This window comes from Sphingobacterium sp. MAE (genome assembly GCF_056711605.1).
Genome location: NZ_CM160044.1, coordinates 4,186,138 through 4,207,852, shown reverse-complemented (window position 1 = coordinate 4,207,852; position 21,715 = coordinate 4,186,138). Strand labels below are relative to the sequence as shown.

At 36.4% G+C, this 21,715-nt stretch carries 22 protein-coding genes; 13 read left to right on the top strand and 9 right to left on the bottom strand.

Features of this window, described 5'->3' with window-relative positions:
* Positions 1 to 51 precede the first annotated feature (51 nt).
* On the top strand, positions 52 to 1,182 hold the full coding sequence (locus AC06G9_RS18120) for an SPFH domain-containing protein (protein WP_293923974.1): 1,131 nt from the start codon (positions 52 to 54) through the stop codon (positions 1,180 to 1,182).
* A 9-nt stretch (positions 1,183 to 1,191) separates the two neighbouring features.
* Positions 1,192 to 2,301, top strand: a complete 1,110-nt coding sequence (locus AC06G9_RS18115) for a TFIIB-type zinc ribbon-containing protein (protein ID WP_248755699.1) — start codon at positions 1,192 to 1,194, stop codon at positions 2,299 to 2,301.
* Positions 2,302 to 2,380: 79 nt separating this feature from the next.
* On the opposite strand, the gene AC06G9_RS18110 is transcribed toward AC06G9_RS18115, so the two are convergent.
* The 5 genes from AC06G9_RS18110 to AC06G9_RS18090 form a co-directional block, all read right to left on the bottom strand.
* Positions 2,381 to 3,373, bottom strand: coding sequence for a hypothetical protein (locus tag AC06G9_RS18110; protein ID WP_480956884.1), 993 nt, complete (start codon positions 3,371 to 3,373; stop codon positions 2,381 to 2,383).
* A 28-nt stretch (positions 3,374 to 3,401) separates the two neighbouring features.
* Positions 3,402 to 4,511, bottom strand: coding sequence for a hypothetical protein (locus AC06G9_RS18105; RefSeq protein ID WP_248755700.1), 1,110 nt, complete (start codon positions 4,509 to 4,511; stop codon positions 3,402 to 3,404).
* An 11-nt stretch (positions 4,512 to 4,522) separates the two neighbouring features.
* The gene (locus AC06G9_RS18100; RefSeq protein ID WP_434443007.1) at positions 4,523 to 5,266 is read right to left on the bottom strand and encodes a hypothetical protein; all 744 of its coding nucleotides are present in this window, start codon (positions 5,264 to 5,266) and stop codon (positions 4,523 to 4,525) included.
* A 255-nt stretch (positions 5,267 to 5,521) separates the two neighbouring features.
* Positions 5,522 to 6,019, bottom strand: a complete 498-nt coding sequence (locus AC06G9_RS18095; RefSeq protein WP_045753267.1) for a cupin domain-containing protein — start codon at positions 6,017 to 6,019, stop codon at positions 5,522 to 5,524.
* Positions 6,020 to 6,636: 617 nt separating this feature from the next.
* Positions 6,637 to 6,822 (bottom strand): hypothetical protein, encoded by a 186-nt coding sequence (locus tag AC06G9_RS18090; RefSeq protein ID WP_480956883.1) that lies wholly within the window; start codon positions 6,820 to 6,822, stop codon positions 6,637 to 6,639.
* Between the two features lie 55 nt (positions 6,823 to 6,877).
* On the opposite strand from AC06G9_RS18090, the gene AC06G9_RS18085 reads away from it, so the two are divergent.
* The 9 genes from AC06G9_RS18085 (at position 6,878) to atpG (ending at position 14,944) form a co-directional block, all read left to right on the top strand.
* Positions 6,878 to 9,118 (top strand): helix-turn-helix domain-containing protein, encoded by a 2,241-nt coding sequence (locus AC06G9_RS18085; RefSeq protein WP_045753268.1) that lies wholly within the window; start codon positions 6,878 to 6,880, stop codon positions 9,116 to 9,118.
* Between the two features lie 48 nt (positions 9,119 to 9,166).
* Positions 9,167 to 9,388, top strand: coding sequence for an AtpZ/AtpI family protein (locus AC06G9_RS18080; RefSeq protein WP_021188663.1), 222 nt, complete (start codon positions 9,167 to 9,169; stop codon positions 9,386 to 9,388).
* Positions 9,381 to 9,785, top strand: a complete 405-nt coding sequence (locus AC06G9_RS18075) for a hypothetical protein (RefSeq protein ID WP_045753269.1) — start codon at positions 9,381 to 9,383, stop codon at positions 9,783 to 9,785. The genes AC06G9_RS18080 and AC06G9_RS18075 overlap by 8 nt, the downstream gene beginning before the upstream one ends.
* A 78-nt stretch (positions 9,786 to 9,863) precedes the next feature.
* A complete protein-coding gene (gene atpB, locus AC06G9_RS18070) occupies positions 9,864 to 10,952 on the top strand; it encodes a F0F1 ATP synthase subunit A (RefSeq protein ID WP_480956882.1) in 1,089 nt (362 codons plus the stop codon).
* Between the two features lie 36 nt (positions 10,953 to 10,988).
* Positions 10,989 to 11,177 carry an ATP synthase F0 subunit C gene (atpE, locus tag AC06G9_RS18065; RefSeq protein WP_021188666.1) on the top strand — a complete coding sequence of 63 codons (189 nt, stop codon included), beginning with the start codon at positions 10,989 to 10,991 and terminating at the stop codon, positions 11,175 to 11,177.
* Between the two features lie 92 nt (positions 11,178 to 11,269).
* Positions 11,270 to 11,770 (top strand): F0F1 ATP synthase subunit B, encoded by a 501-nt coding sequence (locus AC06G9_RS18060; RefSeq protein WP_045753271.1) that lies wholly within the window; start codon positions 11,270 to 11,272, stop codon positions 11,768 to 11,770.
* A gap of 31 nt (positions 11,771 to 11,801) precedes the next feature.
* Positions 11,802 to 12,347, top strand: a complete 546-nt coding sequence (locus tag AC06G9_RS18055; RefSeq protein WP_045753272.1) for a F0F1 ATP synthase subunit delta — start codon at positions 11,802 to 11,804, stop codon at positions 12,345 to 12,347.
* Positions 12,348 to 12,396: 49 nt separating this feature from the next.
* Entirely contained in the window at positions 12,397 to 13,971 is a 1,575-nt protein-coding gene (gene atpA, locus AC06G9_RS18050) for a F0F1 ATP synthase subunit alpha (RefSeq protein WP_021188669.1), read from the top strand.
* Between the two features lie 79 nt (positions 13,972 to 14,050).
* Complete coding sequence (atpG, locus tag AC06G9_RS18045) at positions 14,051 to 14,944, top strand: ATP synthase F1 subunit gamma (protein WP_045753273.1); 894 nt, start codon at positions 14,051 to 14,053, stop codon at positions 14,942 to 14,944.
* Positions 14,945 to 14,999: 55 nt separating this feature from the next.
* On the opposite strand, the gene AC06G9_RS18040 is transcribed toward atpG, so the two are convergent.
* From AC06G9_RS18040 to AC06G9_RS18025, 4 genes are all read right to left on the bottom strand, one after another.
* Entirely contained in the window at positions 15,000 to 15,488 is a 489-nt protein-coding gene (locus AC06G9_RS18040; RefSeq protein ID WP_045753274.1) for a GDYXXLXY domain-containing protein, read from the bottom strand.
* A complete protein-coding gene (locus AC06G9_RS18035) occupies positions 15,475 to 16,566 on the bottom strand; it encodes a DUF4401 domain-containing protein (protein ID WP_480956881.1) in 1,092 nt (363 codons plus the stop codon). The genes AC06G9_RS18040 and AC06G9_RS18035 overlap by 14 nt, the downstream gene beginning before the upstream one ends.
* Complete coding sequence (locus AC06G9_RS18030) at positions 16,556 to 17,509, bottom strand: DUF2157 domain-containing protein (protein WP_480956880.1); 954 nt, start codon at positions 17,507 to 17,509, stop codon at positions 16,556 to 16,558. The genes AC06G9_RS18035 and AC06G9_RS18030 overlap by 11 nt, the downstream gene beginning before the upstream one ends.
* A 238-nt stretch (positions 17,510 to 17,747) precedes the next feature.
* On the bottom strand, positions 17,748 to 18,794 hold the full coding sequence (locus AC06G9_RS18025; RefSeq protein WP_045753277.1) for a 3-oxoacyl-ACP synthase III family protein: 1,047 nt from the start codon (positions 18,792 to 18,794) through the stop codon (positions 17,748 to 17,750).
* A 72-nt stretch (positions 18,795 to 18,866) separates the two neighbouring features.
* On the opposite strand from AC06G9_RS18025, the gene AC06G9_RS18020 reads away from it, so the two are divergent.
* Both AC06G9_RS18020 and AC06G9_RS18015 read left to right on the top strand, forming a co-directional pair.
* Entirely contained in the window at positions 18,867 to 19,148 is a 282-nt protein-coding gene (locus tag AC06G9_RS18020; protein ID WP_045753278.1) for an ATP-dependent Clp protease adaptor ClpS, read from the top strand.
* A 110-nt stretch (positions 19,149 to 19,258) separates the two neighbouring features.
* Positions 19,259 to 21,709 (top strand): TonB-dependent receptor, encoded by a 2,451-nt coding sequence (locus AC06G9_RS18015; RefSeq protein ID WP_248755706.1) that lies wholly within the window; start codon positions 19,259 to 19,261, stop codon positions 21,707 to 21,709.
* The last annotated feature ends 6 nt before the right edge of the window (positions 21,710 to 21,715 follow it).

The following is a 21,715-nucleotide window of genomic DNA, read 5'->3' as shown; positions in this document are numbered from 1 at the left end:
TTAGATTGCTGATTATTTATTTAAATTTAGGAAACGTTATAGCAATAAATTATGGGATTGTTTGATAAAATAAGAAATGAGTTTATCGATATCATCGAATGGGTTGATGATAGTCATGATACGATTGTGTGGAAATTCCCTCGTTATCAGAATGAAATAAAAATGAATTCACAGCTTACTGTACGTGAGGGACAGGTTGCGGTGTTTATGAACGAAGGGGTGATCGCCGATGTTTTTACTGCTGGGAGACATGTGCTGACTACGCAGAATATGCCTGTGATGACCACCTTGCAAGGATGGAAATATGGATTTAATAGTCCTTTTAAAGCGGATGTGTTTTTTATCAGTTTAAGACAATTTACCAATCAAAAATGGGGAACTAAAAATCCGATTATGCTACGGGATGCTGAATTTGGTCCTGTACGATTACGGGCTTTTGGATCGTATGCTTTTCAGGTTAATGATCCTGCTGTGTTTTTAAAGCAAATTGCTGCAACCAATCCAACATTTACCGTTGAAAATATTAATGAGCAACTTCGCAATATCGCGGTCACTCGCGGGATGGATGCTATTGCTGAGTCTAAAATAGCCGTTTTGGATCTGGCATCTCATTATGATGAAGTATCCAACTTTATCCAAGAGAAAATACGCCCTGAATTTGAAGAGATCGGGTTGAATCTGAATAAATTTTTGATTGAAAATATTTCATTGCCTGAAGAAGTTGAAAAAGTATTGGATAAAAGAAGTAGTATGGGTATTGTTGGAAATCTGGGCGCTTACGCTCAATTTCAAGCTGCAAATGCTATGGAAAAAGCGGCTGAAAACCCCAATGGTGGAGGTCTTATGGGGGCTGGACTGGGGGTAGGACTCGGAGCGGGGATGGCTGGCCAGATGACCGGTGTGTTCCAGCAAAATAAGTTTGACGGTAACCAACCTACGGGTGCCTCTCCATCGGCAAGCCCACCAGTAATACCACAAGCTGTCCAATACTACCTCGCGATCAATGGTGTGCAAGAGGGGCCATTTACGATTGAGCAGTTGAAAGATGAGATACATACTGGTAAACTTACTTCTTCTACTCTGACTTGGAAAGCAGGGATGGAAAATTGGATGGAAGCGCGTGAAATAGAAGAATTGACAAGCTTGTTTCATGCTGGTCCTCCACCAATTCCGGGGGCATAGATTCTGTTTATGAGTTTTGAGGATAAAACAACGGAAATCAGTCAGGATTTGAAGTGTCAGGGCTGCGGAGCGATTTTAGCCTATCAGCCTGGTACGTCATATTTAAAATGTGCATACTGCGGTACTGAAAATCAGATTGTGGAACATGCGGGTATTGGAGCTGCCATACAGACGATCGATTATGATGAATTTACAACTGCAATGCGGGATATTCACGATGCCCGGTTTACGATCACGGCTGAGGTCGTGCACTGTCAAAATTGTGGAGCAAACTCAACTTTGGATCCACATGTTACAGCAGATTTATGTGCTTTTTGCGCCTCTCCTCTGGTTATTGATCATCAAGAAAGACGAATTGTCAAACCTCATGGTTTAATTCCGTTTGTTATTGACGAAAAGAAAGCATTTCCGCTTTTCAAAAAATGGGCTGGGGGATTATGGTTTGCTCCAAATGATTTTAAACGTATATTTAATGCGCAGAATAATAGGTTAAAGGGAGTTTATATTCCTTTTTGGTGCTATGACGCTAAAGCAACCTCTTCTTATCAAGGTCAAAGAGGGGAGTATTACTACGTCACGCGGACGCGTCGTACTGCAGATGGTAAGTCAGAAACCTACGAGGAACAGCAGACACGCTGGTATTATGCGTCTGGCCAAGTGTTGAATCGCTTTAAAGATGTTTTGATTAGTGCATCAACATCGTTACCCAATGATTTTGCTTCGAAAATAGGTCCTTGGAACATGGCCTATTTAAAACCGTTTAATGATCAGTATTTGAGTGGATTTATTGCTGAAACTTTTAGTATCGATCATATTGCCGGGATTCAAGCAGCGAAAAGGGTAATGGAAGATATCATTAGCGATACTGTGCGATCTGACATTGGTGGCGATACGCAAAGCATAGATCATATTGATTCGGATTATGAGGACATCAGGTTGAAGTATATTTTACTTCCCGTATGGTTGTCTGCTTATCGGTATAAAAGTAAGAGTTATCAGATTATGGTGAATGCATTTAACGGTAAGGTATATGGACAGCGACCTTATAGTTTTTGGAAAATAACCTTGTTTATATTGCTGATCATTGTCATTATCCTTTTATTAAGTAATATGGGGTAAATTTGAGGCACTGATAAAAATAAAAAATGGTCTTATTGATTTCAATAAGACCATTTTTTATTGACTCTTTTTAATTGTACTATTTATTTAATGAGAGTAAGAAACCAATTGTAAAGTTGGCATCCCAATCAAAAACAAAGGTATCGCAGTTGGTTGCATCTTTAATTGCTTTATAGATGTTAACACCACTTTTGATTTTGACTTTGTCAGTATTGTATGTTTCGGGATTGTTTAATACCGTAAAACGTTCTTCTCCTGTACGTGTTTGTTGTGCTAATTCAAAAGGAACTCCACCGATGATAAAACAGATTTCTCTATTGGCTGATGGAATTTTTGCTGTCAATGATTTTACTTCATTATAAACATCTTCATCTTTGAGGTTCTTTTCATAATATTTAGCACCTGGAGCCTCCAGTGAATTTGTCTGTCCTGCAACCCAAGAAATTTTGGTGTTACCCGAGCCAATATCAACAACAAAAGAATTATCTTGATAAGAAGGAGGCAATACGCATTTAAGGGCAAATTTACCCTCTTGTTCTGCTGTGACTAAATTGACAACAAATCCCATTTTCTTAAGCTCAGAAACAATGATAGTTGTTTTAGGTTCTTTTTGAGCTCCGGAACTGATCACAAAGTGTATGTTTTTTGATTTTACGCCCTTATCAAACATGGTTCCGATATAATCTTTAAGACCTTTGCGAATATCTTCGGTATTGGCCATACCTTCATATACGAATGATTTGCCAAAATCTTTGGAAATAATCTCCCAATGATTTTCTTTATCTATATTCACAACAAAAGAATTGAAGCCCGAAGCACCTACTTCTATTACTCCTTTGTATTCACCGTTTACCGGTTTTTCGGGTTGGTAATTAAAAGTTCTTTTATCATCATTTGATTTATGGGCAGGATTTGAAGAGGTACTGTTTATTGTGGTATCTGCAGTGGATGTTGCTGTACCATCAAATTTACCCGAATTAAATGCCCAGTAGCCAAGTGCAATAAGTGGAATGGCAATAATTATTGCTTTAATTGGCCAGCGTAATCTAGCCCAAGTTGATTTTTCTTCCATAATTTTTATAATATAATTTGTATAACGATTAATCTAATAATGTAAATCCTTTGTCTATTTTTTCTTCGGGTTTGAGTTCGTAACTTGAATCGGCCATTTGACTGACATTCAACACTTTCAAATTGCGCTCATCAACTTTTCGGATAAACTCTTCCAGTTCTACCTGCGTAGGTGCTCCGCCCACCGTAATATTATTGTTTTGATCTAAAAAGTCTAGATTAGATCTGATCGAAGCAATATTTTGGCTGATAGCACCTGTTGCCGCATTCATTGCTTCTTGGAAAGCCCAGCCATCTTTGATATTAAATACGTCGGCAAGCCCTTCTGTCGCATTTTTCATTTTTTGGGTAGCTTCGAGTTTTTTTGAAATAATAGATATACTACTGTCCAGTGTGCTTACATAAATACGGGCGGCACTTTCATTATCTTTCAATACTTCCAAAACTTTAGCAAATTGGTTGGCATACTGTACATAGCTTCGTGCATTTTGTTCTTCCGATTCTCCTTCTTTACCTAAAAGAAATGCTTTTGTGCGCGTCTCTTTTGCATTTCGCAGGTATGCGTTTGCTTTTTCGGTATTGTTGTTTTGAGTTTCTTTTTTAGCGCTTTCATCTAAATTTGCGGCTTCTGCGGTAAAGCGCTTTGCATAGATATACTTTTCTTCTGCGGTTTTTTGTGCTGTTTCACCACTTTGAATCATATCGATACGGACGCCATCTACATTACTAATTTTTTCTTTAACCCTTTTTAGGGTGTCCTTTGCATCTTTTGATAAAAGCTGTAACGTCTCTATGGGATTATTGCGGATGATCGCTTTTTCACCTTTAAATAATAAGACAGTACCCAATCGATGTAGTAACGCAATGATTTTTGGAGCTAATAATAATAGTGTTAATAATAGGATGCTGAAAATGACAAATAAAATGCTTTTTGCAGCATATTCCAACATGATCGGAAGAAACTTGAAAAAAGCGAAAGCACCTCCGAGTACTAATGCCCAAAAAAATATACTGGAGATTGTCTTCTTGGCTTGAGGAGTTTGCATCTGCGCGGGCAAATGATCACCCAATACTTGAAAAATAGGTAACTGAGATTTTATTTCAGCGGGTATATTGATATAGTGTTCTTTCTTTTCCATTGATTTGTAACTTATGAGATTGATCTCTCTATAATTGCTAAGGTTGTTTGAATATCGTTAACTACTTCATTGACAGCTGCGTTTCCAATCGAAATTTTTTGTTCGATCTCTTTTAATTTGGGCTCATATTTCGTGTTAATTTGAGCAAGGGCAACTTGTTTTTTCTGTAAGTCGTCTTGAAGCTTAGAAATGCTGTCGGTTAATGTTTTGATTTCATTGTTTAGTGTTGTCTTTTCAAATTCACGGTCTTGTTCTACCTTTTGTATTTCCGCTTCCTTTTGTTGTGTTTCTTTGGCTATGGTTTCTTTCAGTTTGTTAGCATAATTAGTGCCAGTTGTTTTTAACTTTTCTTTGGTCAAGCTACTATCCACATATTTCAGTGAAGTATAGGATGCTTTTAACGTATTTTCATCTACTTTTCCCATTGCTGCAGCTGCATTCCACACTTCAAAAAAATCTAATCCTTGTTCGTTGAGTCTTTCTAATATGCCAAGAACTTTCAGTTTCATTTGTTTGATATCAGTAGATCCATCATTGGCTGTTATCGGAATAGCGGGGGGCTGTTGATTGTTTGAAAGTGGATTTCCTGCGACGGCAGCTGTGTATTCCTTCGTGATCTTTGGAGGAATAGGTTCTTCTTTTATATGGGGCGATGGGGATCGTTCTTCAGATGGAGTCTCTTGGTGGTCTGTAAAAATTAGCTTTTTAAGACTATTCAATATACTTGAGCTTTTATTGTTTTCTTGATCAGTCATAATCTGTGTTAGTTTAGTTAAGTAAAAATAACAAAAAATGGCAATCTTGGTTCATGTCATTTGATTTTTAAAATGATATATGATGTAGCGCGATTTTCTAACCGAATTTTAGGGAATGATTGGTGGTGTTGAAATCATTCTATTGGTATTTTGAATATCAGATCATGTGTTTGTACAATATTATAGGACATAAAAAAACTCGAAAATTTAATTTTCGAGTTCTTTGTGTTTAATACGAGATGTGATACTCAGGTACTATCTTCCGAAATCATCTTGTACACGAACGATATCGTCTTCATTCGAAGGGTTTTCGATATCGGTGTGTTGCCAAATTTCAGCTAATATGCCATAACCATCTAATCCAATTAACCTGTGGCGTTGTCCTTGACGTAATTTGATAATACTACCTGCTGTCAATGTTTGAACAACAGATTCATCATCGGTATCTGATACCATAACACCAACAGTTCCGTGAATTACTTTCCAAATTTCGGCACGACGGTGGTGATACTGCCATGATAATCTTTTTTCGGGTGCTACCACGAGAATTTTTGGACTTAATTTTCCAGAAATTTTTAGATCTTTTACATCTAATCCGTCGAAATATTCGTCGGCAAATTTTTGGGCTTGATCTTCGTTGATGACAAAGAAACCGCCCCAAGGTCTGGTTTGATCAGATTTATCAATTTCAAATCCTTTTTCTTTTAACGCTTTATCTAATTCCTCAAATAGCGTTGATTTATCCGTTATCATAAATATGTATCTTAGTAAGTCTATTATATGTTTATTTGAGTGATAAATATAAATAAAATCTTTTAAATAAAAATAGCATAAACGTTTTAGCTATTTTTAACGATCATACTACTGGGGCTGATATATTGATGCTGTTGAGTCATGGTGAACACTTTATCGTCAGATCGATACGTATAAATAAACCTAAAGCGTAGTAGGTTTTCATTTTTTGACTCGGACTCGCTAGTGGCTCATGATCCGATCACAGGTAGATCTAGCTTACGCTGGTCTATCGCTTGAAGAGATGGATCAGTGTTTGTTAAATCTCTAAAAAAACATGGTCTGGCGTATAATAAACCTAGTTTTTCGGATTATTAGCTTATCAATAAGTATAGCTAAAGTCAGTAGGTTATTCGAATTTCCTTCATCTGTAGCGCACACAATATTCTTACCATATACAGCATAAATCCGTGTTAAGTCCATGGTGACTGCGTGTTAAGTCCGTGTTTTTAGTATTTTGACGATGATAGTACCATTTATAGACCCTGCTTACCTATATCAGATATATTGAAATGGCATCCTATTATGATCGGGACGTAGTGCCATAGATGACGGACAAGAGGCGCTATTACTTGATCTTAGAGCAGATCGTATCCAGTATAATCTTGACCAAGATTTCGGTAATAACCATCATTGGGTGTTTTGATATCAATATCAATAATTTGAAAAGTGGTATGGTTTAAAATATACAACAGATTGTATAGCGGTGTATGATGCTCATGTTTTTTACGATACCTTACTTCATCAGACTTAGATCGTATCATTATTTCCTCTCAGAATATTTGATTAGTTTTGTAATTCCACATTAAAATTATCAGTATGTCAGAAATAAAAATAGATCGTGAAAATACGGCTTTTATGCAAGCTGTTGCTTTTGTTAATCAAACAAATCAACATATTTTTCTTACTGGAAAGGCTGGAACCGGAAAAACGACATTTCTGAAATATATACGTGACCATAGTTATAAAAAAATGGCGATCACTGCTCCGACCGGAGTGGCGGCTATGAATGCGGGAGGGACTACTCTTCATTCGCTTTTTTGGTTGCCTTTTGGGACTTTTATTGAAGATCATGAATTGAAATGGGACGAACAAGATGGCCACATCTATAACAAAAGCCGTTTGTTTAGTACGATTAAATTAACGAAACAGCGTCGTACTATCCTTCAGGAGCTGGAACTGTTGGTGATCGATGAGGTGTCGATGGTTCGTGCTGATACATTAGATGCTATCAATGTTATCCTGCAATCAGTACGTCGTGATATGCGTCCATTTGGTGGTTTGCAATTGCTTTTTATTGGCGATTTATATCAATTGCCTCCTGTCGTGCGTGACCATGAGTGGCAGGTGCTACGCAATCATTATACTTCGGTATTCTTTTTTAATGCTAAAGTGCTTCGTGATAATCCTCCGATTTTATTGGAGTTAGATAAGATCTATAGACAGCAGGATGAAGGTTTTATTTCCATCTTAAATGCCATTCGAAATAATAACTGTGATACGGAGATGTTGAAGGAACTGAATACGTATTATAAACCTGATTTTGAACCGAAGGAAGGAGATCAATTTATTACGCTTACTTCCCACAATCGGAATGCTGACGATATCAATGGTAAAGCACTGGCTAATCTATCGGGAAAAATGCTCAATTTAAAGGCTGTTGTCAAGGATGATTTTGCACAGGGATCTTATCCTGCCGAAGAAATTCTGTCTTTAAAAATTGGTGCTCAGGTGATGTTCATACGGAATGATACGGGAGAGGATCGAAAATACTATAATGGCAAGATCGGTACGGTGAAGGATATTAATCTGCAAGCGGGCACAGTGGTTGTCAAATTTCCGGACGGGAGTGAGGATGTGACAGCGAAACGAGAGACTTGGGAAAACATCAAATACAACTACGATAAGGGACAGGATCAGATCAAGGAAGAGGTATTAGGTACATTTTCGCAATTTCCGCTGCGGTTAGCGTGGGCGATCACGATCCATAAGAGCCAAGGTTTGACATTTGATAAGGCGATCATAGATGCTGGAACTTCTTTTGCGGCAGGACAGGTGTATGTTGCACTGAGTAGATTGACGAGTTTAAAAGGATTAGTATTGAAATCCATTATTCCGGCATATGCAATCAGAACGGATAGCCAGGTCGTCGAATTTGCTTTGCGTTCTTCATTTCAAACGGATATTAAAGAAATTTTGGAGCAATGTCAAAGAACTTATCTGGCACAAAATTTAATCCAGTGTTTCCGTTGGGACTATTTGACTACTTCCTGTCAAGAACAGGTGGTTGCATTGGCCGACCGCAATATTGACAATAAAGTGGAAGCCGAGGCTTTTTGGTCTACGATGCAATCAAATTTGCTTACGCAAGAGAAGGTGGCGCATAAATTCATTACTCAATTGTACGAGCTATTGAAAAAAACCGACCAACATGTCGATTATGCTTTGATATGTGAACGTACTACATCTGCCGTCAACTGGTTTTTACCTAAGATGGATCAAGATCTGGTCGCCGCATTAGATCAGCACATAAAAGATTGGCAGATTAAGAAGCGAACAAAAAAATATATCGATGAAACCAAAGAGCTGCTTTTGGATTTTAAGCGTAAGCGCGAGCAGCTTCAACAATGTTTGACTATCGCTGATGCTTTATCTAAGAAAGATGATTTTCAACAAGCTTTGGAGCAGGTGCAGGAACAGTCTAAGACAAAAGAAAAAGAAGACCTTGTGGTGCAAAATGAGGAGGGAGAAAGTGCTAAAAAGCTTGATACTAAACAAGTAACTCTCGAGCTTTATAAGGACGGTGCTACTATCGAAGAAATTGCGGTGAAAAGGGGGATGGTAGCAGGGACTATTTATGGGCACTTAATTCATTTTGTTGGTACAGAAGTCGAGGCTACAGAATTGATCGAACAGGATAAATTGGATCTCATTATTAATACCATAAAGGCACATCCTGGTAAATCTTCCTCAGAATTGAAGATGATGTTAGGGGCTAGTATCGATTATCCTCATATTAAAATCGGACAAAAAGTTTTAGAAAATCCAGTTCATGATTAAGATGTTTCAAAATATGTGTATGTTTGTAAAAGTTAGCTATAAATAGCCATGGGAAAGTCTAATAAAAACCCAAATAAGTGGATGGTTTTTATCTCGTTGCCACTGCAAATGGGAGTCACCATTTATTTGATGTATATGTTAGGCACATGGCTAGATGAGAAATACCATTTTTCTAATGGTCTTGCCATGAAAATATGCACATTTATCGGTATTTTCGCCTCACTTTATCATTTTATACGAGAAGCTAATCGATTGAACAGGGATGAATAATTACATTAAATTTATTGCAATACTTCTAATTTTTACTGTTATCCTTTTTGGGGCACACTATTATGCGTTACCATCTTTTGGGATTACTGATTTTAAAAGTTTAACGGGTTTTGAACTGTATAGCTTATATGCATTTGAATCTGTTGCATCATTAGTGCTAGTAATTGTTATCCTGATCTCCGATGCTGTAATGCCCAAAAATATTGGTTTTATTTTTTTGGGATTGATCACGTTAAAGGCTGCATTAAGTTATGTGTTTTTTAGAGGTGGTTTAAATCATTCGTCGGGTGATATCTTCGAATATAATTTTTTAATCGTGTTTTTTCTTTACTTGTTTTTTGATGTATTAGTCGCATTTAAGGTCATTAATAAAGAAGTGGAATCAGTCAATAAGTAATTTTAATAAAAAGTTCAAATTAATCGCAAAAAATGACAAATAATATTGTATTTTTGCGCAAAAATAAAAAAACAGAACATGGGGAGCGTTAAGAAAGCATTTCTTTTTTTTGCAGTGATTTTATTTACTGTTAATCCGTTTTTTGCTAAAGCTAATGAAGTAAGCGAAGAGCCTAAATCTCAAGACGAAGAGATTAAATCCTACATCGAGCATCACTTGCAAGATGATCATTATTTTTCTTTATTTACAGATAAAGAAGCGGGTAAAACTTTTGGATTCCCATTGCCTGTAATATTAATTGATGGTGGAATTAAAGTTTTTATGTCTTCGGCATTCGATTTCGGAAAACAAGTAGTCGAAAAAGATGGTCAATTTTATATATTATACCATGGTAAAATTTATAAAACGGATGCTGCGGGTACACTTAATTATGATGAACATCATCACCCTACCAATAAAAAACCTTTAGACTTTTCTATCACGAAAAATGTTTTTGGTTTACTGTTAACGACTGTAATATTATTTTGGGGCTTTTTAGGCCTAGCAAAAACATACAAAAAAGGTGCTAATAACTTACCAAAAGGTTTTGGACGTGTGTTGGAGCCCATGGTACTTTATGTACGTGATGAGATGGCGATTCCAAATATTGGACATCGTTATAAAGAATTTATGCCTTACTTATTGTCGGTTTTCTTTATGATCTTGGTTTTAAATCTTTTGGGTTTAACACCGCTAGGATTCAATGTGACTGGTAATATCACGGTTACTTTCTGTTTAGCAATCTTTACATTTTTATTTATCAATCTGAAAGCAAATAAGGATTATTGGAAACATATTTTCTGGATGCCAGGTGTACCAGTTCCTTTCAAAATTGCTTTAGCACCCATTGAGTTTTTAGGTTTATTTACTAAACCATTCTCTTTAATGGTTCGTTTATTTGCCAATATTACGGCTGGTCACACAGTTGTAATGGGTTTAATTGCCGTTGTTTATTTGCTACAGGAGCAACTATCGGTAGGTGGAAGTATCGGTGTGTCAATGTTATTGACGACCTTCCTTATGGTAGTTGAAATATTAGTCGCATTTTTACAAGCGTTTATCTTCACCATGTTGTCATCTCTATTTATTGGAATGGCTGTCGAAGAACATAACGAGGCACATCACTAAGAAATTTTTTGTTTAATTATATTTAAATCATTTATTATGTACAATTTAATTGGAGCAGGTTTAATCGTTATCGGAGCAGGATTAGGTCTAGGTAAAATCGGTGGTTCAGCAATGGAAGCAATCGCTCGCCAACCAGAAGCAGCTAGTAAAATCCAAACTGCGATGATCATTATCGGAGCCTTATTAGAAGGTTTAGCTTTCGGTGCGTTATTATTAGGTAAATAATCACCCAATGAATTTAAAAGTATTATTTATGACGGTTGGTCATAAATAATACTTTCAATTAGACGAAATACAAAAAATATTATCATACATCAATGGAAAAATTAATAGAACAGTTTTCATTTGGTTTGTTTTTCTGGCAAGTCATCATCTTATTAATCATTATCTTTTTATTAGGTAAATTTGCTTGGAAACCGATCATGGCTGCTTTGGCAGAACGTGAACAAGGTATTTCTGATGCTTTGGAATCTGCTGAAAAAGCTAAGTTGGAGATGGCACGTTTGACAAATGAAAATGAATCCTTATTGAAGGAAGCTCGTGTAGAACGTGATCTTATCTTGAAAGAAGCTAAAGAAATGAAAGATAAGATTGTTGCTGAAGCAAAAAATGTAGCGCAAACAGAAGGTGCTAAAATGATTGCTCAAGCGTCAATCGAAATCAATGAGCAAAAGAATAAAGCAATGGCAGAAGTAAAAAATCAAGTTTCTACTTTAGCATTGGATATTGCTCGTAAAGTATTAAGCAAAGAATTTGAAGACCAAAATAAGCAAGAAGCGTTGATCGCAGATTTGCTTAAAGACGTGAAAGTAAACTAATCGGTCATTCAAATTTTATCATTAAAGAAGTATGTCAGTATTTAAAGTAGCATCAAGATATGCGAAATCATTAATTGATTTGGCAAAAGAACAAGGTAGTTTGGACGCTATCAAAACGGATATGGATCAATTCATCGAAGTTTTGAAAGCTAATCCTGAGCTACGTGCAGTATTGTCTAATCCAATTATTAAATTGGACAAGAAAGTAAATATCTTAGAGGCATTATTTAAAGATAAAATCAATCCTGCTATTTTATCATTCTTCAATATCATGATCCAAAAGGGTCGTGCTGAAGTGATCGAAGCTGCTGCTCATGAGTTTGTTCGTGAGTACAATGAAGTAAAAGGAATTGTAAACGCTACAGTAATATCTGCAGCACCACTTTCTGATACTAATTTATCAGAATTAAAAGCAACAATTGCCAATCAAATTAATGCACAGGTATTGATTACAAATAAAGTTGATCAATCGTTGATCGGTGGCTTTGTGATTACTATTGGTGATAAACAATATGATGCAAGTATTGCAGGTAAATTAAATAGATTAGAAAGATATTTTGAAGGTCAACGCGTATAGTGTTGATTTTAACATTTAACAAAATCAAGAACCCCTTATAATAATAACAATGATAGAGGTAAGACCAGATGAGGTTTCGGCAGTTTTAAGAGAACAATTGTCGGGCTTTAAATCAGAAGCCGAACTAGAGGAAGTTGGTACCGTACTTAGTATTGGTGACGGTATTGCTCGTATTTACGGCTTAACTAAAGTTCAGTCCGGTGAATTGGTTGAATTTGATAACGGATTACAAGGTATCGTATTAAACTTAGAAGAAGATAACGTTGGTGTTGTTCTTTTAGGTCCTTCAGACATCGTCAAAGAAGGTGATACTATCAAACGTACTAATCGTATCGCATCTATTAAAGTAGGTGAAGGTATGTGCGGTCGTGTTGTAAATACATTAGGTCAGCCAATTGATGGTAAAGGACCTATTACAGGTGAGACATACGAAATGCCAATCGAGCGTAAAGCTCCAGGTGTATTGTTCCGTCAACCAGTAACTGAGCCATTACAAACAGGTATCAAAGCTATTGATGCGATGATTCCGGTAGGTCGTGGACAACGTGAGTTGGTAATCGGTGACCGTCAGACAGGTAAAACTGCTGTATGTATCGATACAATCTTAAATCAAAAAGAATTTTATGATGCTGGTCAACCGGTATTCTGTATCTATGTTGCTATCGGTCAAAAGAACTCTACCGTTGCGAATATCGTTCGTACTTTAGAAGAGCGTGGTGCAATGGCTTATACCGTTGTTGTTGCTGCTTCAGCTGCTGATCCAGCTCCATTACAATTCTACGCGCCAATGGCGGGTGCTGCTATCGGTGAATTCTTCCGTGATACAGGTCGTCCGGCTTTGATCGTATATGATGATTTATCAAAACAAGCGGTAGCTTACCGTGAGGTTTCATTATTATTGAAAAGACCTCCGGGACGTGAAGCATATCCAGGTGATGTTTTCTACTTACATAGCCGTCTATTAGAAAGAGCTGCGAAAATCAATGCTTCTGATGAGATTGCTAGAAATATGAATGATCTTCCTGAGTCTATCAAACACTTGGTAAAAGGTGGTGGTTCATTGACTGCTCTTCCTATTATTGAGACTCAAGCGGGTGACGTTTCTGCGTATATCCCTACAAACGTAATCTCGATTACTGATGGTCAGATTTTCTTAGAGTCGAACTTGTTTAACGCAGGTATCCGTCCAGCGATCAACGTGGGTATTTCTGTATCTCGTGTAGGTGGTAACGCTCAGATCAAGCCAATGAAAAAGGTTGCTGGTACATTAAAATTGGATCAAGCACAATACCGTGAGTTAGAAGCTTTCGCAAAATTTGGTTCTGATCTAGATGCAGCAACTAAAGGAGTTTTAGATAAAGGTATCCGTAACGTTGAGATTTTAAAACAAGCGCAATACTCTCCGGTTTCTGTTGAAAAACAAGTAGCCATTATTTATGCAGGTACTAAAGGTTTATTCCGTTCTGTTCCAGTAAATAAAGTGAGAGAGTTTGAAGAAGAATATTTAACGTTGTTAGAGCAACGTCATCCAGAGGTTTTAAATGCTTTTAAAGCAGGTAAATTCTCAGATGAATTAACTTCAGTATTAGAAACAGTAGCTAAAGACTTAGCATCAAAATATTAATTAGATATGAGTATAGAGTATTGAGTATAGCGAGTTATACTCAATACACAGTACTCAATACTCAAATCTCAAATTAAATATGGCAAATTTAAAAGAAGTAAGAATCCGTATCGCATCGGTAACATCGACACAGCAGATTACTAAGGCGATGAAAATGGTATCTGCAGCGAAATTAAAACGTGCTACTAATGCAATCGTTCAATTGCGTCCGTATGCGAATAAACTTCGTGAAATTTTGGCAGATGTATCTGCAAGTGTAGAAGGAAGTAACTCTCCTTATACGGTAGATCGTGAACCAAATAAAGTGTTGATTATTGTTGTTTCTTCTAATAGAGGTCTGGCTGGTGCTTTTAATGCGAATGCAATCAAAACTGCTAATAAGTTAGTTGCCGAAAAGTATGCTGATCAATTACGTAAAGGTGATGTAAGTATGATCACCATTGGTAAAAAGGGATACGATTTCTATGCTAAAAAGCCTGCTTATAATATTATTGCCAATCATAGTGATTTATTCGGTGCTTTGAATTTTGAAAATACTTCAAAAATCACTGAATTTGTAATGGAACAATTCAAAGAAGGTAACTTTGACCGTGTAGAGGTGGTGTATAACCAATTCAGAAATGCTGCGGTACAAATTTTGACTTCTGAGCAAATTTTACCATTACTTCCTACGGAAGATACTGTTTCGACTAAGGAAAAAACTGCTGAGGTTGATTATATTATCGAACCTTCGAAAGAGAAGATCATTGAGGAATTAATTCCTAAAGCTATTAAAATTCAATTGTACAAAGCTATTTTGGATTCACATGCTTCTGAGCATGGTGCTCGTATGACAGCTATGGATAAAGCAACTGATAATGCTGGAGATTTGTTAAAAGCATTGAAGCTTTCATACAACCAAGCGCGTCAGGCTGCTATTACTACAGAGTTAACGGAGATTGTTTCTGGTGCAGCTGCATTATCAAATGGATAATTAAGAGTAATATCAATATAGAAAAAGGCGATGCACATACATGCATCGCCTTTTTTTATTTTATGATTTTTTGTTGGTTATTATAGAGTCCTATTAAAAGGCTATTTCCTTTATTATCGACTTTAATTCCTCCAAATTTTGCTTGCTCATATCTTTGAGCATGACCTTCCTGAAAAAAGAAAGACTCTGCACCAATGTTTAGATTGTTCCTGTTGGATTTTGTATAATTAATCAAAAATTCACCGTTATTCAATGGCGTCGTATGCTGTTGGACGCGTACTCCTTGTGCTATGTTCTTTTCATTTAATCTGACCACAAGATAGCCTCGCAATGGAGCTTCTTGTGTGTCAAGGCTATCTGCTATGCTATATCTCAATTGCATATAATCACCTTGCATAAGTGATCTTGGATCTATGGGAGATAATTCTAACAGGATCAGTTTTCCATTCTTAAGGATGTTTTCTTTTTGAATTATAGTGAAACTAAAGTAAGCTATGATGGCAATTAAATTTGCAGCGATGATCCAGTTTTTATATGTTTTCATTCTTGACTTTCTTTGAATTTATGATATAGTAAATGACTAGAAACACGAGTCCAGATAGCATTAAAAATATGGATTTGGTCAATAGCGAAAAGTTTAGGTTGTAGTAGAAATGCGATAGAAAAAATAATAATGCAATTATTCCTAAATAAAAACCAAATTTATATTGATAATAGAAACAAAATAGTATGAGCACTATGGCTCCTGATATCCCGGGATTAATAATTGTTGAAGCGAGTATGAAGGTGACGAATATATAAATTAATATTTGGGTATTAGACTTTACAGTATCAAATTTTGCTATGATTTTGTGCACGATAAATAAGGTTGCAAATGAATATATGATCGATAATGCGTACAATGCGATGGCAGAGGTATTGAAAGGTGATGCTTCAGTCTCAAAATGTGATAGTACAATAAACGCTGTTGTTGCTATTGTCGAAAGTGCGAGCGCAACTCGTATAGGTTGATAGAGTCTACTGATGAGGTTTCGTTTGGAAAGGATTGGTGCTTCTTGTGTCAAGATATAGATTAACGCGGCTATGAGTACCATGTTGATTAGTGCGATAAAGATTAGATTGTCCGAATTATGGTTGGTCAGTGCTATGCATGAATAGATGATAAGAAGTATGTTTAAGAGAGACATGAGATAGCGCTGTACTATAGCTAACGTGCATAGATTAATCATGAGGCATGCGATGAGCATATTATTGATATCATCATGATCTAAACCATAGATCAACATCCATCCTCCCACAACGTAGCAGGTGATACTCGCAGTATCTATGATGATGCTGTTGTATTTTTTAACGCACCATAATGAAAGAATGAGTAATATGGATCCGCAGATTATTACATTTAATTTGTCATCGAGTAGGTGTAGTGAAAATAAAGCGGCTAAAAAACATAAAACACTGCTGATCACTCCGAGTATAGATAGTATTTTTATGGTTATGTTTGATCTGTTTTTATCTAAATGTGCATACTCAGCTAATACGTTATCCGTATTGATTTGAAAAGCGGGATCACTGTCTTTACTTAGTCTTTCTATTTTATCTCTTATTGCCTGTTTATTTTCCATTGGTCCATTTTAATTGAAGATTTAATAAAAATTTAATAACTGCTGTTACACCCATAATAAATAAGATACTGATGATAAGTAATGCGATGTCATCATTATAAATTTCCAGGATGATACAATTGGTCATGATCAATAAGCTGAAAGCTATAGAGCCAATAAAAAATGTGCTTTTGTTTGATAATGCATATCGTATACTGTATAAGTAAAAAGCAATTGTGCCACAGATCAAAAGTGTGCCTTGTTGGAGTTTGGAGTCGAAGATCACGAAACAGATGCCCACAGTTGCAATCGTAGTAACTGCTAGTGCTAACGTATTTCTAAACCACAGGGGAATGTCTGCTTTGTCGTATTTATTTAATGTTAGTAATGCTATGAGTGCCAGACCATCGATGAAAAATAATAGGGTGGTTAAACTTATTGAGTCAAAATTGTTAGACACCTGTTCGTTGAATAAAACGATTGTAACATTGGTCAGCACTATAAATAGTAACCAAAGGGGATAAAAATGAGTGATAATAACCCAAAGTGTAATGAATAGCGTCCATGCCAGAAAAAAGTCGTAGGCATTGGCTCCTGTTTGATATATTTGACCAAAAACTGCAAATAGGACTCCTACTAACATTGCAGCCGCAGTTATTAGCATCTTTTTATAAATTTCTTTGATCCGCAACTGAATGGCGCAGATGATACTGGCAGCCAATAGTAAGAGTATAATGCCTATTTTGATAAATTTATTGAGTTCAGCCCAATTGAAAGCAAAGAAAAATACAATTCCAGATACGACAAATCCCAATCCCAAAGTCAATAAAAATAGATCTAGAAACTTTTTCCAATCTTTTGGTTTGGCATAGATATATTTTTCTAATAGTGATTCGATTTGTTTTTTTGACCGATTACTGTGCTTACTGGTAATCATGATATCTTCCCGATCTATTTTTTCCATTTATAAATTTAATAATAAATAGTGGTAATTATCGGCTGTGTTTTTTTGATGCATGGACAGCATTGGAAAGGAGAATTCTTGTTTTGCTATGCGCTATTTTGGTTTTCCACATGAGTTATTAACATTATGTTGATAACTCATGTGGAAAACCCACTATTGCTCTTAATCTGCTAAAATGAAAAGAGCTCGTATATGTTAAAATAAACGAGCTCTTCTATATCTAGGTTTCAAAAGGAATTTACCATCGTATTAAAGCTGATCCCCATGTAAATCCAGCACCAAAGGCTGCTAGACAAATGAGATCCCCGTCTTTTATTTTGCCAGCTTCCCATGCTTCACACAAGGCAATTGGGACAGATGCAGCTGTGGTATTTCCATATTTTTGAATATTATTAAATACCTGATCGTCATTGAGCTTAAGGGTTTTTTGAATAAACTGTGAAATCCTCAAATTTGCTTGATGGGGAACCAATAGGTCAATATCTTGTGTAGTTAAGTTATTTTTAGTCAATGCTTCTCCGATTACTTCTGGAAATTTTACTACCGCTTTCTTAAAGACGGCTTGACCATCCATTACTGGAAAGGCAGTTCCATCTTCCAACATCTCTGCTGTCATGAGCATTCCTCCGAGTTCTTGTTCAGGCCATGTTGGTTTTTCATCGAGCCAAATTCCTCCTGAAGCACCTGGATAATACATAGCTAATTTTTCAGCATCTGCACCATCAGCGTGTAAATGTGTACTTAATATTCCCTTATTGGCATCTTTTGTCGGTTGAAGTACAACTGCTCCTGCTCCATCTCCAAATATAACCGACACATTGCGACCTCGTGTCGAATAGTCCAAGGCAAATGAATGTTTTTCTGAACCAACTACTAAAATATTTTTGTACATACCTGTTTTGATAAACTGATCGGCTACAGATAATGCATATATAAATCCTGAGCATTGGTTTCGAATATCCAAAGCTCCGACTTCTTTCATTCCCATTTCTCTTTGAAGCAAGACCCCACAACCCGGGAAATAGTAGTCTGGCGATAATGTTGCAAAGATGATGAAATCAATTTCTTCGGCAGTGGTATTGGCACGCTCAATGGCTATTTTTGAAGCTTCGACCGCCATAGTTGTAGTCGTTTCGCCAATGCGATCGGCATATCTTCTTTCTTTTATACCTGTTCTTTCTTGAATCCACTCATCGCTAGTATCCATAAAACGAGTTAAATCTTGATTGGTATAAACATTTTTTGGTACATAGTATCCTATACCTGCAATTTTGGATTGAAACATGTGCTTATATTTATGTTAAGTTCAAATTAAGTAAAATTACGTAATTTTTGAAAATTAAAGTACTTTTGTAGCATGAGTACAGAAACTGCACAAGAAACCTATTCCTTGTCCGAAATTTTAGCTTCCGTTAAAGATTCCAACCGACTAATTCTTTGGAATGATGATATCAATACGTTTGATCATGTTATTTTTTGTATGATGCATCATCTTCAATATTCAGAACCAGAATCCGAAAGGATTGCATTCAAAGTTCATAATGAGGGTAAGTGTGCTGTCCTAGAAGGGTCGATGACTGAAATGGAAGTGTACCGGAAAATTTTGAAGGCAGAGGGCTTGACTGTTTCTGTAGAATAATTTCTATGGTGTGTTTGCTACCTGATTGCATTAAGTAATAAAGTGGTTACGAGTCGTTTTTGTTCAACAAAAAAATACATTTTTGTAAGATTACTGCTTACAATTATATTATGCTCTCTAAAAATCACACCTATTCCTTTGCTTTTTTAATCACTATTTTATTCTTTCCTATATGGGCTTTTGCTCAATCTGGTAAAATATCTGCCATACTGGTGGATGAAAAAACTGGTGCTACTGTCCATTATGCTAGTGCCTCTTTGCTTACGGGTACAGCCCAAGCTTATTTAAAAGGCACTCAATCTGACGATAATGGTGTCATTACTTTCCAAGATGTCCCAGATGGTACTTTTACCTTGCGTGTTACGTATGTTGGCTACGCTGACCTCATAAAACCTAATATTGTTGTTTCGAATGCTTCAAATTTAAATCTTGGCAAATTGATGCTCAAGTCTTCTGGTGAATTGCTAAGTGAGGTTGTGGTAGAGGGAAGAGTTCCGGCGATGCAAATTGGGATTGATCGTAAGGTATTTAATGTAGGAGAGAGCTTGGTCAGTGCAGGTGGTACTGCAACTGATTTATTGGCCAATGTACCTACATTGCAGGTCGATCAAGATGGTACGGTTAGTCTTAGAGGTTCTAATGTGAAGATATTGATCGATGGTAAGGAGTCTGCAATGGCAGGTAATGATGTGACGGCTTTATTACAGAGCTTACCGGCGAATTCCATTGATAAAGTGGAGATTATTACGAATCCTTCTTCTAAATATGATGCCGAAGGACAGACGGGCATTGTGAACATTGTCTTGAAAAAAAATATACGGACGGGTCTGAATGGTGCTGTTAATGCTTCGGCAGGTTCTTATGATAACTACATGGCTGGTCTGACCCTTAATTATCGGGACAAGAAGTTTAATTATTTTGGAAGCTATAATTTCAACCGCCGTAATATGGTGGGTAGCGGTAAGGTGGATAACACTTTATTAGATAATAATAGTCGCATCTATAATGAATCTGAGTCTTCTCGTAAAGGGAAGGGACATAATGTTAAAGCTGGAGTGGATTATAACATAACGGATCATACTACCGTGGGGCTTTCTGGTAATATGAGCATCCGTAATAATGACCGTTCTGAAGATCTGAATTATCAATATTTCAATCACCCTACACTTATAGGTACTAGTAATCGTACTTCACGTCAATTTGAAGATGACTTTGCGTACGACTTGAATTTTGATTTTAGACATCAATTTAAACGATCTGGTGAAGAATTGACGGCTAATGCTAGCTATGGAAATGATAAAGAGGATGGAACAAATGATTTCGTACAAGAGTTTAGTGGTCCCACTCTGGGTAGTGGTCGTAAAAATGTGACTTCTGAAAACGGAAAGGTGATCAACTTACAAGCTGATTATGTTTTACCTTTTTCTGAGACCAGTAAGTTTGAAGCTGGATACCGGACGCAGATCAGAAAATCTTTTGATACGCAGTTTTCAGATACGTTGGTTGTAAGTAATGGGGATTATCTGCCCGATTATAAGATCAGTAATGATTTTGACTTTACAAGTACCGTTCATGCTTTATATGTGAATTATCAGAATAAATTAAGCAAAAGGATTGGTTATCAATTGGGATTACGTGGCGAGCAGTTTGAATTAAAATCAACTTACTTTTCAAAGGATCCTGACGTACTTGATAAAGAAACAAATGCTAATCAGGATTTCTTTCGCTTGTACCCGACTGTTTTCTTGACGTACGATCTGGATGATAATGGTGATAATAAATTGCAGTTGAGTTATTCTAGAAGAGTGCAGCGCGCCAGAGGGTGGCAGATCAATCCATTTCCTGATGTGACCGATAATATGAACCAACGCCAGGGTAATCCAAATCTGAAACCTGAAGATGTACATGCTTTTGAGTTAAGCTATGCAAAAACTTTTGGTAAAGTAAACTTGGTCAGTTCAGCATATTTTAACCATACCAATGAAGTGATTCAACCTTACGTATTCTTTGTGGATTCAAATAGTGTGACTTACAGTAAATGGGAAAATTTAACAAGCCGTAATTTATCTGGTCTTGAATTTATTGCTAAAGTAAATGCAACAAAAGATTTTGATTTTACATTCAACCTGAACTTGATCAATACCAATTTTAAAGCGAATGACTTGTACCAGTTGCCCAGTAGGAAGGGATTTTCTTATAATTCTAATTTAACCATGAACTATAGGATGACACCAACATTTTCTGCACAGGTTAGAGGCGAATATAATTCTTCTCGAGTAATGGCTCAAGGTAAGATGAATGCGATGAAAGGTATAGATGTAGCTTTGAAAAAAGACGTCTTTAATAAGAAAGCTTCTGTTATGCTGAATGTACGTGATGTATTTAATTCTAGAAAAATGGAAGGGTATACGGAGACACCGAAGTTGATTTCTAATTTTGAAAGACGCTGGATGAAAAGGATGGTTACTTTGTCAGTTTCGTATCGATTCGGAGGCCAGGATTTAACAAAGTCTAAGAAAAAGGAGACCAATACAAATGAAATATCCGGAGAAGAATATTAAGATATA